General features: G+C 66.5%; 14 protein-coding genes. 2 read left to right on the forward strand and 12 right to left on the reverse strand.

Features of this window, described 5'->3' with window-relative positions; translation table 11 throughout:
- Positions 1-45 precede the first annotated feature (45 nt).
- From Q0629_RS01335 to radA, 3 genes are all read right to left on the reverse strand, one after another.
- The gene (locus tag Q0629_RS01335) at positions 46-1044 is read right to left on the reverse strand and encodes an NAD(P)H-dependent glycerol-3-phosphate dehydrogenase (RefSeq protein ID WP_298777953.1); all 999 of its coding nucleotides are present in this window, start codon (positions 1042-1044) and stop codon (positions 46-48) included.
- A gap of 1 nt (position 1045) precedes the next feature.
- Positions 1046-2389: an NfeD family protein gene (locus Q0629_RS01340; RefSeq protein WP_298777986.1), complete on the reverse strand. Its 1344-nt coding sequence runs from the start codon at positions 2387-2389 to the stop codon at positions 1046-1048.
- A 92-nt stretch (positions 2390-2481) separates the two neighbouring features.
- Positions 2482-3840, reverse strand: coding sequence for a DNA repair protein RadA (gene radA, locus Q0629_RS01345; protein WP_366122896.1), 1359 nt, complete (start codon positions 3838-3840; stop codon positions 2482-2484).
- A 241-nt stretch (positions 3841-4081) separates the two neighbouring features.
- Here radA and Q0629_RS01350 point away from each other — a divergent pair, with 241 nt between their 5' ends.
- Positions 4082-4993, forward strand: a complete 912-nt coding sequence (locus Q0629_RS01350; RefSeq protein WP_298777958.1) for a DMT family transporter — start codon at positions 4082-4084, stop codon at positions 4991-4993.
- Here the strand turns inward: Q0629_RS01350 and mnmA are convergent.
- The 9 genes from mnmA to Q0629_RS01395 all read right to left on the reverse strand — a co-directional run bounded on the left by mnmA (position 4974) and on the right by Q0629_RS01395 (position 12789).
- The gene (gene mnmA / locus Q0629_RS01355) at positions 4974-6062 is read right to left on the reverse strand and encodes a tRNA 2-thiouridine(34) synthase MnmA (RefSeq protein ID WP_298777960.1); all 1089 of its coding nucleotides are present in this window, start codon (positions 6060-6062) and stop codon (positions 4974-4976) included. The two genes, Q0629_RS01350 and mnmA, sit on opposite strands and share 20 nt — an antisense overlap.
- An 84-nt stretch (positions 6063-6146) precedes the next feature.
- Positions 6147-7433, reverse strand: coding sequence for an aminotransferase class I/II-fold pyridoxal phosphate-dependent enzyme (locus Q0629_RS01360; protein WP_298777962.1), 1287 nt, complete (start codon positions 7431-7433; stop codon positions 6147-6149).
- Positions 7434-7611: 178 nt separating this feature from the next.
- Positions 7612-8442 (reverse strand): MetQ/NlpA family ABC transporter substrate-binding protein, encoded by an 831-nt coding sequence (locus Q0629_RS01365; protein ID WP_298777964.1) that lies wholly within the window; start codon positions 8440-8442, stop codon positions 7612-7614.
- Positions 8443-8466: 24 nt separating this feature from the next.
- Complete coding sequence (locus tag Q0629_RS01370) at positions 8467-9297, reverse strand: MetQ/NlpA family ABC transporter substrate-binding protein (RefSeq protein WP_298777966.1); 831 nt, start codon at positions 9295-9297, stop codon at positions 8467-8469.
- 91 nt (positions 9298-9388) lie between these two features.
- Complete coding sequence (locus Q0629_RS01375) at positions 9389-10069, reverse strand: methionine ABC transporter permease (RefSeq protein ID WP_208872601.1); 681 nt, start codon at positions 10067-10069, stop codon at positions 9389-9391.
- Positions 10050-11099: an ATP-binding cassette domain-containing protein gene (locus Q0629_RS01380; protein ID WP_298777973.1), complete on the reverse strand. Its 1050-nt coding sequence runs from the start codon at positions 11097-11099 to the stop codon at positions 10050-10052. The genes Q0629_RS01375 and Q0629_RS01380 overlap by 20 nt, the downstream gene beginning before the upstream one ends.
- A gap of 316 nt (positions 11100-11415) precedes the next feature.
- Positions 11416-11547: a hypothetical protein gene (locus tag Q0629_RS01385; RefSeq protein ID WP_298777976.1), complete on the reverse strand. Its 132-nt coding sequence runs from the start codon at positions 11545-11547 to the stop codon at positions 11416-11418.
- On the reverse strand, positions 11544-11834 hold the full coding sequence (locus Q0629_RS01390) for a helix-hairpin-helix domain-containing protein (RefSeq protein ID WP_298777978.1): 291 nt from the start codon (positions 11832-11834) through the stop codon (positions 11544-11546). The genes Q0629_RS01385 and Q0629_RS01390 overlap by 4 nt, the downstream gene beginning before the upstream one ends.
- A gap of 19 nt (positions 11835-11853) precedes the next feature.
- Entirely contained in the window at positions 11854-12789 is a 936-nt protein-coding gene (locus Q0629_RS01395) for an ATP-binding cassette domain-containing protein (RefSeq protein WP_298777981.1), read from the reverse strand.
- Between the two features lie 57 nt (positions 12790-12846).
- Between Q0629_RS01395 and Q0629_RS01400 the strand changes: the two genes are divergently transcribed.
- Positions 12847-13096 (forward strand): hypothetical protein (locus Q0629_RS01400; RefSeq protein WP_298777984.1); only part of this gene is annotated, 250 nt, incomplete at its 3' end.

Raw genomic sequence — 13096 nt, forward strand, 5'->3', positions numbered from 1 at the left:
TTTTGGGAAACCCCGCGGCGGGCCCTGCGCGTTCCTCTCCCGTCCCTAGGCCGGCCGGTTCTCTGGCTTGGGCTCCCGAAAGAGCAGCCCCTCGATGACCTCGTGGAGGGACGCGCCCTCGTAGAGGAAGGCAAAGACCCCCTCCGCGATGGGCAGCTCGATGCCGGCGCGCCGGGCGTAGGCGGTGAGGGCGCGCACCGTGTGCGCCCCCTCCACCACCTCTCCGACCTCCTCCGCGGCGAGGGCCGGCGTCTTGCCCCGGCCGACGGCCAAGCCGAAGCGGAAGTTCCGCGAGTGCTCGCTGTAGCAGGTCGCCATCAGGTCCCCGACGCCGGCGAGGCCGGCCAGGGTGAGGGGGTTTGCTCCCATGGCGACCCCCAGCCGCATGATCTCCGCGAGGCCCCGCGTCGCCAGCGCCGCCCTGGCGTTGTCGCCCAGCTCCAGGGCGCAGGCCACTCCCACCGCGATGGCGATGACGTTCTTCACCGCCGCCCCCATCTCGACGCCCAACACGTCGCCGCTCGTGTAGACGCGGAAGTGCGGACTGTTCATTCGCGCCTGCCAGTCCATCGCGGCATCCGGGTCCTCCGAGGCTGCGATGACCGCGGTGGGCAGGTCGCGCACCACCTCCTCCGCGTGGCTTGGGCCGGACATCGCGGCAAGGGAAACGCCCGGAAGGACCTCCGCAAAGATTCGGTGCGGCAGGAGCCCCGTCGCGATCTCGAGCCCCTTCGAGAGCGACAGGAAGCGCTTTCCCTCGACGGGCAGGTTCCGGACCCGCTCCAGGACGCCCCGCAGGGCCTGGGTGGGAAGGGCCGTGATCACGTGGCTGGCCGTCGCCAGCGCTGCAGCCATGTCCGACGTCGCCTCGAGGAAAGGGGCCAGGCCGTACCCCTTCAGGTGCTTGGGGTTCCTGTGGACCGAAGCGATGACCTGAGCCTGCTCCGGGTCCCGACACCACAGCACCGTTGCCAGCCCTCGCCGGGCCAGGCTGTTGGCCACGGCCGTGCCGAAGCTCCCCGCCCCAAGGACCGCAAACCGCATGTCAGTCCTCCTCCCCGGCCGGCGTCCCAGGCCGGACCACCAACGTGATCCCCTCCATGGCCGCAACGACGCTTGAAGAGCCCACCGGCATCGTGCCGCCCTCCGTCCGCGCGCGCCACAGCTCCCCGTGGCAGCGCACCCTGCCTCCCTCCGGGGTGATCGTCGTCACGGCCACCGCCTCGAGGCCGATCATCCCCCGCTCCCCGGTGGTCACGCGCCGGCGCATCCCTCGAAAGACCAGCACGGCAAAGAGCACAAAACAGCCCCCCAGCGTCACCGCCGCTCCCGCCACGGCCGAGAGCGAGAAGCGCAGGAGCTCCCCTCCCGGCGCCTGGAACAGGAAGAGCCCGCCCAGACAGAAGACCCCCAGCCCCAGGACGCTCAGGATGCCCATGCCTCCTACCAGGAGGTCCCCCACCATCACCGCGATCCCCGCCCCCAGCAGGAGCACGCCGGCCCAGCTGAAGGGCAACATCTTGAGCCCGATGCCCCCCAGAAGCAGCATCAGGGCGCCCGTCGTCCCCAGGACGAAACCACCGGGGGTCATGACCTCGAAGAAGATGGCCAGCAGACCGCCCGACAGCAGCATGTAGGCTACCTCCGGACTGGACACGAACTGAATCAGCCGCTCCTGCAGGGTCATCTCCATCCGCTCCGTCGGAGCTCCCGGCCGAAGGCGGATCGTGACGGTCCGCGCGGAGTCCAGCTTCACGCGGCGCCCGTCGAGGGCCGCCAAAAGCGACGGGACGTCCGCGGCGATGAGGTCCACGACGCGCCGCTCAAGCGCCTCCTGGGCCGTCAGCGACAGGCTCTCGTCCACCATCAGTTGAGCGTCCACCTGGTTCCGCCCGCGCAGTTGGGCCACGGAGCGGATCTGGGCGCGGAGGTCGTTCAAGACCTTTTTGCTCATGTCATTCTCCCCCAGGTCCTCGCCTCCCGCGGAAACGGGGTGCGCCGCTCCGATGTTGGTCCCCGGAGCCATGGCCGCCACGTGGGCCGCCTGCACGATGAAGGCGCCCGCCGAGGCGGCGCGCCCGCCTCCAGGAACCCACACCACCACCGGCACGGGGGAGGCCAGGATGGACTGCACGATGCCGCGCATGGACTCCACCAGCCCTCCTGGAGTGTCCAACTGGAACACCAGCACGTCCCGCCCCTCCTGAGCCGCCCGGCGGACGGCCTGCTGGACAAACTCCTCCATCTGCACCCCCACCGTGCCGGTGAGGGGCGCCACCAGGACGCCCCCTCCGCCCTCCGAGCCCCAGGCCACGGACAGGGCCAGGACGACGAGGAGCAAGGCCAGAGCGCAGGCCCGAACCGCCACCTTGACTGCGCGCATCTTCATCACGTGCAACGACCTCCCTTGGAGAAATACAAAATCAATGCTTTACGGCGCGAGCAAGCGCCGACGAACTTGCTTCAGGCAACCCGATTCCATCAGCGCGCCTTAAGGATCAGCGAGGCCAACGCCTCGTCCAGGTGCGCGACGCGGAGGAGCTCAAGCCCCTCGTCCCGCTCGATCCGCTCCCTGGAGCTGATCACGGCTGAAGTGAAGCCCAGGCGCGCCGCCTCCCGAAGCCTCATGCCGATGCGGGACACCGGGCGCACCTCTCCGGCCAGGCCCACCTCCCCCAGCCAGCAGGAGCCACCGGGGAGGGGCGTATTCCTCAGGGCGCTGGCCAGGGCCGCGCAGGCGGGCAGGTCCGCGGAGGGGTCCTGGATGGAAAGGCCTCCCGCCACGTTGAGGTACAGGTCGTGGGCGCTGGCGACGATGCCGCACCGCCGCTCCACGACCGCCGCCAGGAGCTGGAGGCGGTTCAGCTCCACGCCGCGGGCCGTACGCCTTGGATAGGGGAACACCGTGGGGGCGGCCAGCGTCTGAATCTCCGCCGCCAGGGGCGTCGTCCCCTCCAGAGCGACCGTCATGGCCACGCCGGGCACCGCGGAGTCCGAGCGGTTCCAGTAGAGCCCGCTCTTGTCCTCCACCGGCACGAGGCCGTCCTCCCGCATCTCGAAGACGCCCAGCTCCTCCGTGCTGCCGTAGCGGTTCTTCACCGCGCGGAGCATCCGATAGGAGGAATACCCTTCCCCGGAGAAGTCCAACACCGCGTCCACCATGTGCTCCAGCAGCATCGGGCCGGCCAGCCGCCCCTCCTTCGTGATGTGCCCGATCATGACGGCGGGGACGTTCCGCTCCCGTGCGGCATCGAGCACTCCCTGAGCTACGGCCCTCACCTGCGTCGGGGTGCCGGGCCAGGACCCCTCCTCCCCGGACCGCATGGCCTGCACGCTGTCCAAAACGAAGAAGGCCGCGTCCTCCAGGTTCGCCAGAGCCCCCTCCAGGTCCGTTCCGCAGGAGAGCATCAGGCGCTCCGACAGCGCCCCGATGCGCGCGGCGCGCAGGGCCACCTGAGCCTCCGACTCCTCCCCCGACACGTAGAGCACCTTTCGGCCGGCCGCAGCCACGCGCCCCGCCGCCTGGAGCAGGAGCGTGGACTTGCCGATGCCGGGCTGTCCTCCGATGAGGACCACCCCGCCCGGCGTCAGCCCGCCGCCCAGCACGCGGTCCAACTCGCCGATGCCCGTGGAGAGCCGCTCCGGGGGCCTGACCTCGACGGCGCTCACCACCTTCGCAGGCGTTGCCGCCCGCGGGCCTGCGCCCCGCCGTCCCGGTCGGGCTGCGGGTGCGGGGACGGCCTCCAGGGCGCCCCATGCCCCGCAGGACGGGCAGCGCCCCGTCCGCGTCATCGTGACGTGACCGCACTCCGAACAGACGTACCGCACCGCATCGCCCATCCCCATCCCTCCTTCAAAACGTATGGCCTATAATATACTAAAAGCGAAGTTTGCGTCCGTCATGGGCAGAATTTTTGAGTTTGAGCTGAAAAACGCAGGGGCGTCGGGCGGGTCCACAGAGGGCAGCTGAGGTAATTAAGGAGAAGCGCGGCGCACGGAGGGCCCTTGCGCTTGAAGGGCGCGTCGGCTTTGACGTTCCCTCAATCGGTCGAAAGGACGGGTCTTGAACTTGAACAGAGTTATGCTGGGAATCACGCTGGCCGCGGCGACGGGGCTGATCTGGGGCGCCGGAAGCCCGGCGTACAAGCTTTTGGGACAGCAGGGCGTTTCCATGGTCACCGTCACCTTCCTCCGCTGCGCCGTTGGAGGCCCCGTCCTGTGGCTGCTCTTTCGCCTCCTGGCTCCACGGCATCTGAAGGCGGCGCCGCGGGACCTCATCCGGGTCCTCCTCCTGTCGATCCTGGCCCCCGCCCTCAACTACCTGGGCTTCATGCTCTCCGTAGTCTACCTGCCCGTGGCCACGGCCAACGTCCTGCACTACGTCAACCCCTTCGTCATCGCCCTGGGGTCCGCGCTGCTGCTGCACGAGCACCCCACCGCCTACGACCTCATCGGCGCCGTCCTCGTCCTTGCTGGAGTCACCTGCTCCGTCCTCACGCCGGAGTGGAGGTTCGACGTGGGGATATCGATCCCCGGCCTCCTCTGGGGCGTGCTGGCCATCTTCGGCATCGCGGCCCAGGCGCTCTGCGGGCGAGCCGGGTCCGGAGGAGGGATGAGCGGCCTCGGCTTCTTCTGCTGGTCCCACCTCCTGGGGACCCTCTGGATAGCGCTCTACAAGACCTTCGCCGAGGGCTGGGGCGACATGGCGACGCTGACGCCCGCCCAGATGGGCCTGATCGCCATCCCCCTCTTCGGCGGGACGGTGCTGGGCTTCTCCGCCTTCTACGCGGCCCTGCAGTACGTCCCCGCCCCCACCGTCACCCTGCTGACCTCCCTGGAGGTCCCCTCGGCGCTCCTCTTCACCGCCCTCGTCCTTGGGGCGCGGCCCACGGCGCCCCAGGCGCTGGGCTGCGTCCTCATCCTGGCCGCCATCGCGCTCTCCTCCTTCGGGGCGCAGCGGCGGGACGACGCGATCAGCGCACCACCCCGCTGATCGTGCCGCCGCCCACCACGACGTCCTCCTCCTCCATGTCGTACAGCACGAGGGCCTGACCCACCGTCGGGGCCCGCAGCGGCTCGTCGAACTCCACCCGCAGGCCCTCCGGGGTCTCTACCGCCGTGGCGGGGACCTCCCGCTGGCGGAAGCGCACCCTGGCCCTCACGCGCAGGGGGCGTCGGATGGAGGGCACGGAGATGAGGTTGAAGTCCTGTGCCGTGACCCCGCGGGCGGAGAGCCCCTCCCCGTGCGTCAGCGTGACGGTGTTGGCGTCAGGGTTGATGACCGTCACGAAGAGCGGCGCGCTGCTGGCGATGCCCAGCCCCTTCCTCTGGCCCACGGTGTAGCGCACGATGCCGCGATGGCGCCCCAGCACGCGCCCCGTGGCGTCGATGAAGTCCCCGGACGGATAGGACCTCCCCGTGTAGCGCTCCATAAAGGCGGCGTAGTCCCCGTCCGGCACAAAGCAGATGTCCTGGGAGTCGCGCTTTTGCGCGTTGACCAGGCCGCGGACCTCAGCGGCCCTGCGCACCGCGTCCTTGCTCATCTCTCCCAGGGGAAGGAGGGTGTGGGCCAACTGGTCCTGCGTCATCATGCAGAGGACGTAGCTCTGGTCCCGATCCGGGTCCGTCCCCTTCCGCAACAGGTGCCGGCCCCGGCCCGGGTCCCAGCCGATGCGCGCGTAGTGCCCCGTGACGACGAAGTCCAGCCCCCTCTCCCGCGCAGCCGTCAGGAGCCGGCCGAACTTCAGGTGCCGGTTGCAGTCGATGCAGGGGTTGGGCGTTCCCCCCCGCTCGTAGGTCGCGATGAACTTCTCGACGACCCTCAGCCTGAATTCCGCCGCGCAGTCCAAAACCTCGTGAGGGATGCCCAAGAGCGCCGCGACCGCAGCGGCGTCCTCCGCATCCTTCCGAGGATGGCCCCGGTCGCAGGCGAACTCGTCCGAAAAGAGGCGCATCGTCGCCCCCAGGCACCGGTACCCCGCCTCCATCGCCAGACAGGCAGCCACGCTGCTGTCCACCCCGCCGCTCATGGCGACCAACGCGCCCCGACTCGTCCGCTCCATCCCATCGCCTCCGAAAGGCCCGTCGGCCCGACAAAAAAGGCGCGGAGGAGAGAACCCCCCGCGCCGAACGCACGCCCGACCGCCCTACCGCGCGGGAACCGCCGCCAGCCTCTCCAGCGCGGCCAGCCTCAGACAGGTGCAGAAGACGTCGATGGCCTGCTTCAGCTCGTCCACCGGCGGCAGGCTCGGCGCGATGCGCACGTTGCTGTCCTGAGGGTCGCGGCCGTAGGGGAACGTCGCCCCGGCGGCGGTCATCGTGACGCCGGCCTCGCGGCACAGGCGCAGCGTTTCTTTGGCCGTGCCCGGCATGCAGTTGACGCTCACGAAGTAGCCCCCCTTCGGGTGCTGCCAGTCGGCGATGCCGAGCGGCGCGATCTCCCGCTCCAGTGCCTCCAGGACGGCATGGAACTTCGGACGCAGGATGTCCGCGTGCCGCTTCATCAGGGCCAGGACGCCCGCCTTGTCCTTCAGGAAGCGGACGTGGCGCAGCTGGTTCACCTTGTCGAAGCTGATCATCTGAACGTCCAGCAGTTTGCTGAAGTACTTCAGGTTCGCCTCGCTCATGGCCGCGGCGGAGATGCCCGCCCCCGGCAGCGTGACCTTGGAGGTGGAGGCGAACTCCAAGACCATGTCCGGCCTCCCCGCCTCCGCGCACAGGCTCAGGATGTCCGGGAAGGGGACGTAGTCCCCCTCGAACTCGTGGACGCAGTAGGCGTTGTCCCACATCAGGAGGAAGTCCGGTGCCGCGGGCTTCAAGGCCGCGATGCGGCGGACGGTCTCGTCGGAGTAGACGATGCCGTCGGGGTTCGAGTACTTCGGCACGCACCACATGCCCCGCACCGCCGGGTCCCGGACCTCGCGCTCCACGGCGTCCATGTCCGGCCCGGTGGGCGTCATGGGGATCGTGATCATGGTCATGCCGAAGGTTTCGGATATCCTGAAGTGGCGGTCGTAGCCCGGCGCCGGACAGAGCCACTTCACTTCCGGCTCACGGCTCCACGGGCGTTCGCTGTGCAGCAGGCCGTGGGTGAAGGCCTTCGAGATGGCGTCGTACATCAGCTGGAGGCTGGCGCTGCCCCCAACCAGCACCTGCGAGGGCTGGACGCCCAAGAGCTCCGCAAAGAGCTTCCGGGCCGAGGGCAGCCCCTCCAGCCCGCCGTAGTTCCGGACGTCCATCCCGTCCACGACGAAATCGGAGTCGCTCCGCAGCACGTCAAAGATGCCGGAAACCATGTCGAGCTGCGCCTTGCCGGGCTTGCCGCGCGCCATGTTCAAGCTCAGCTTCCGCCCCTTCAGCTCCTCGTAGCGGCCCCGCACCGCCTGCCGTTCCGCCTCCAGCTCCCCCTGGGCCATCTCCGCATACCTCTTCACGTCGAACCTCTCCTTTCGGGAATGTGTTGCAACCCGCTCCCCACTATACCATGCCCACAGGCTTATTTCCCATCGGGTCGGCGATCCGGCGGACTATATTCGCAGAAGGCGGACAAAAAAGCGGGCGCGGGGAACCCCCCGCGCCCACCCTACCCCGCAGCGGCGGAGAGAAAGCGGCCTAGGGCCTCTTCAAGAGGTCCTCCCCCCAACCCGCGGGCAGAAACTGGCCCCCGAACTTTCCGTCGAACACGGCCTTCGTGGCCGGCGACTGAAACGCCTTCACGATCCTCTGAAAGAGCTCCACCCTGGCGGGGTCCTCCAGGTCCGCCGTCCGCGCGACGATGATGTTCCAGTACTCGCGGTCGCTGACGCTCGTGTCGTTGAAGACGACGTCCTCCGCCGTCAGGCCGAAGTCCATCGCGTAGCCGCCGTTGATGATGGCCGCCGCCACGTCCGGCAGCACGGAGGGGATGGTGTTGGCCGCCATCTCGCTGATCTCGACCTTCACCTTGTACTCCTCGATATCCTCCTTCGTGGGGCTGAAGGAGGCCCCGTCCTTCAGCTTGACGATCCCGGCCGCGGCCAGCACCTTGAGGGCCCGCCCGCCGTTGGTGGGGTCGTTGGGGATGGCGATGACGTCGCCGTCCTTCAGGTCCGCCACGGCCTTCACCTTCCTGGAGTAGAGGTTCAGGGGGATGATGAAGGTGCTGCCGACGGCCGTCAGCTTGTAGCCGTACTCCTTGATCTCGTTCTGGAGGTAGATGTCGTGCTGAAAGCCGTCCAGGTCGATCTCGCCGTCCGACAGCGCCCGGTTGGGCGTCACGTAGTCGGAGAAGTGGACGAGCTCAAGGTCGATGCCCTCCTTGGCCAGCTCCTCTTTCGCCGGAGCCCACATGTCCTCGTAGAGGCTGCCCACCACGCCGAGCTTCACCGTCTGAGCCGCAGGGGCCGCACCCGCCAGGCCGAGGAACGCCGCAAGGGCCGCGCCTGCAAAAAAGATCCGCTTCATCTCAAGGTCCTCCTTCTGCTCACGCTACTTGCGGAAGGGCGCGAGGAAGTCCTCGTCCCAGCCCGCGCACACCACATAGCCGCCGAACATCTTGTCGAGGACCGCCTTCGTGGCCTCGGACCGGAAGGCCTTGATCACCTTGTCGTAGAGCTCCACCTTGGCGGGGTCCTCCAGGTCTGCCGTCCGCGCGGCCACCAGGTTCCAGTAGGGCTTCTCGTTCAGGCTCGTGTCCCGGAAGATGGCGTCCTCCAGCTTGAAGCCGAAGTCCATGGCGTAGTTTCCGTTGATGACGGCGGCCGTCACGTCCGGCAGCGCGGCGGGGATGATGTTGGCCGCCATCTCCTTGATCTCGACCTTCACGTTGTACTTCTCGACGTCGGCCACCGTGGGGCTGAAGCCCGCGCTCTCCTTCAGCGTGATGAGCCCCGATGCGGCCAGCACCTTGAGGGCCCGCCCGCCGTTGGTCACGTCGTTGGGGATGGCCACGGTGTCCCCGTCCTTGATCTCCGAGATGGACTTCACCTTCTTGGAGAAGATGTTCATGGCCTCGATGAAGGTGCCGCCGATATTCGTCAGCTTGTAGCCGTACTCCTTGATCTCGTTCTGGAGGTAGATGTCGTGCTGGAAGGCGTTCAGCTCGATGTCGCCGTCCGACAGCGCCCGGTTGGGCGTCACGTAATCCGTGAAGGGCACGAACTCCAGGTCGATCCCCTCCTTCGCCAGCTCCTCCTTCGCCGGAGCCCAGAAGTCCTCGTAGATACCGCCCACCAAACCCAGCCTCACCGTCTGAGCTGCCGTCGCCGTGCCCGTCAGGGCAAGCGCAAGCACTGCCGCCGCAAAAAACGCCTTTTTCATCCCAACCATTCCTTTCGTCTTGTTCTAAGATAGCGCCGGCCGCCCCGCATCGGGACGCGCGCCTCCTCGAAAAATTTTAAGGGACGCCGCCTCAGTGCGTGCTCCGGCGCGCGATGCGCTCGCCCAGCCACTGGACGACGCTCACCGCGGCCACGAGGAGGATCACCGTCACCCACGTGATGTCCGTCATGTTTCGGTCGTGCCCGTAGCGGATGGCGAAGTCACCCAGCCCCCCGGCGCCCACGGCGCCGGCCATGGCCGTCAGACCCAGCAGGCTGATGGCGGTGATGGTGGTGCCCCGCGCGATGGGGGCAACGCTCTCCCGCAGGTACACGCGGAAGATGACCTCGAGGGGGCTCGACCCCATGGAGAGTGCCGCCTCCACCAGCCCCTTGTCCATCTGGGCCAGGGCGGACTCCACCTGGCGCGTGAAGAAGGGCGCCGCCCCGAACACCAGCGGCACGATGGCGCCGCGCACGTAGATGGCCGTGCCCGTCAGGAGCCGGGAGAGGGGCATCAGAGCCGTCAGCAGGATGATGAAGGGGATGGACCGAAACAGGTTCACCAGCTTGTCCAGCACGTGATAGAGCGCGGGGCGCTCCAGGATTCCACCCGGCCTCGTCACCGTCAGCACCACGCCGAGGAACAGCCCCACGACGAAGCAGATGGACCCGGCCCACACCTCCATCAGGATCGTGTCGCCGACGGCCTTCCAGAACTCCGGAAGCCGCTTCATGAGGTTCGGCAATGCCTCAGTCAGAAACGTCTGCATCCTTGATTACCTCCACCTTCACGCTGTGCTGTCTCAGATACTCGATCGCGTCCTCGATCCTCCGCCGCTCGCCCTGGAAGATCACCACCGTGCCGCCCACCAGCGCGTCCGCCACGATCTCCACGTCCGCCAGGATGATGTTCAGGTCGATGTCGAACTTCCGGGCCGTCGACGAGATGAGGGGCGTCGAGACGCCGTTCTGGAGGTAGGTGAGCCGTGCCAGGATCTCGCCCCGCCTCAGGTTCACGACGTTCGAGTCGTTCCACACCAGCTCCTCGGCCTTGGCGAGGTGGGACGTGGAACGCACGAAGTTCTTCGTCGTTCGGTGCTGCGGCGTCGCAAAGATGTCGAAGACGCTGCCCTCCTCCACGATCCGCCCCCGCTCCATCACCGCCGTGCGGCTGCAGATGCTCTTCACCACCTCCATCTCGTGAGTGATGACCACCACCGTCAGGCCCAGCCTGCGGTTCAGCTCCCGGATCAGGCGCAGGATCGACGCGGTGGTCTGCGGGTCCAGCGCCGAGGTCGCCTCGTCGCACAGCAAAATCTTCGGATCGTTGGCCAGGGCCCTTGCGATGGCCACCCTCTGCTTCTGCCCCCCCGACAACTCCGAGGGGTAGGCCTCCTCCTTGTCTAAGATGTCCACCAGCGACAGGAGCTCCCGAACCTTCTCCCGCACCTGCTCCCGCGACAGGCCGCTGCCCGCCAGGGGGTAGGCCACGTTCTGCCCCACCGTTCGGGAGGGCATCAGGTTGAACTGCTGGAAGATCATCCCGATCTTCCGCCGCGCCCGATAGAGGTCCTTCGGGGCCAGCTCCGTCATCTCCACGCCGTCGATGCGGACGGAGCCCGACGTGGGGCGCTCCAGCAGGTTGATGCACCGCACCAGCGTGGACTTGCCCGCGCCGGAGAAGCCGATGATGCCGTAGATCTCTCCGTCCTCCACCCTCAGGGAAACGTCGTTCACAGCGTCCACCGCCGCGCCCCCGTCCGCCCTGAACCGCTTCACGATGTGCTCAAGCTCAATCAAGCCATATTCCCCCTAAATCAAGGAGCCGACGCCGTTCTTCCGACATTGGCCCAACCTGTCAGCCTACAAAAAAAGCGGGACGCACCGCGCTCCCGCCAATAAAAAAAGCGGGGCTTCTCCGCTCCCCGCTTTGATCTCTATGGACCGGGCCTTCCGAAACAGGACCCCTGAAACCCTCAGCGGACAGCATCCATTGTGTACATGCGCATCATCATGCCCATGCACATCATCATGCCGCCCACGAAAAGAACGATTCCGGTTTCAGGCTTCATCCCACGAACTCCCATCCTCGAAAATTTATGCTGCGCAGTATACCTCAGAGGCCCTCCGTTGTCAAATTTTTCAGCCGCCGGTCGCGCTTGCCGTACTCGTCCTGCAGGGCCGCCCAGGCACAAAGCGGAACCCGCACGGCGTTCAGCCGCAGCGCGGCCTTCAGTAGGGGGTTCATGCCCCAGGCCCGTTCTCCTCCGCGTCGGGCAGTGCCCCCTGATCCTTCCAACTCCACCATTTCAGCTTTTTCGGATCGGGTTCCTCCGTTGAGGCAAAGTAGACGGCACACCGATAAACGTAGAGTTGACACCGGTCGATCCGGCACCCGCGCAGGGCACAGTCGCGCTCATACAGCACCTCCGGATCCACGTTCCGCAGGGACTCGACTGTCGTGTAACCCAGGCGGATCAAGTCCTCCTCCGTCCTGGGCCCGACGCCAGGGATGCGGCGCAGGTCGGTCTTCATGTTGTTTCCTCGCTTCCCCTCATGGGGCCTCTTGCCCCGGTCTGTCTCTCGAACGAGTAGGAGTCTGCATCGTGATGACTTTCGTCGCTATCCTCCCGACAAAAGCGCGGTCGTGCTCCACGAACAACAGCGTGGGCTTGAACGTCAACAGAAGCTCTTCGATCTGGATGCGCGAAAAAACGTCCACAAAATTGAGCGGTTCGTCCCAGATGTAGAGGTGGGCACTCCGGCTGAGGCTCGCGGCGATCAGTACCTTTTTCTTCTGCCCCTGGCTGAGCTCCGACATATCGACATTGAGCTTCTCCCGGACAATATCCATTTTTTCCAGAAGCGAACGGACCAGGCTCTCATTTAGCCCTTCTCGCCTTGCGTAGTCCGAAAACCGTCCCCTCAGGAAAGAGACATCCTGCGGCACGCAGGATATGGAGAGTCCCGATGCCCGGTGCATCTCTCCGCAAAAATCCAAGTCCTTTCCCCCGATTAACTTCAGGATACTGGACTTTCCGGTTCCGTTTCCCCCGATCAGGGCAACGCGCTCGCCGCGCCCGACCTCGAAGCCGACATCCCGGCAGGCGACGTGACTGCCGTAGCGGACCGAAACGCCAGAGACACGGACAAGCGTTTCCGAATGATGCCACAGAGGGCACAGCTGAAGCACCTGAGTTGTCTCGACGTTTCGGAGCAAACCCCTTTTCGTCTCGATCGCAGCCTGACGCCGGCTCTCCAGACTCTTGGACCGCTTCATCATCTTCGCGGCTTTGTGACCGACAAACCCCTTGTCCAAGGCGCCGCGTTTGCTGCTCTCCACCCGATTCGACCATTCGGCGGTGCGTTGGGATGCCTCCTTCATCCGGCCAATCTCCCTCTCCAGCTTTTCGTTGAGATTCCGTTCCATACCGTCCTGCAGCTCCCTGTTACGGAACCATGAGGAGAAGTTCCCCTTCCGGAGTTCCACTCCGGATCGATTCAGGGCCAGAATATGGTCAACACAGTCGTCCAGAAGCGTCCGATCGTGCGACACGAGGATGAAACCCCGCTTGGACCGCAGATAATCGACGACGACCGCACGAGCCTCGGCATCCAGATGGTCGGTCGGTTCGTCGATGAGCGCGAAAACATCATCCTCCAAAAACAGGAACGCCAGAAGCACCTTGGTGCGTTCACCGTGAGAAAGCGTCTTGAAAGGACGAGCCAGGATCTCCTCCGGGCACTGAAGACGGGAGAGCTCGCGCTTCAGAGCCCAGAGCGGCCGGTCAGGACAG

It is taken from the genome of uncultured Fretibacterium sp., assembly GCF_938030725.1.
Taxonomy (GTDB): Bacteria; Synergistota; Synergistia; order Synergistales; family Aminobacteriaceae; genus Fretibacterium.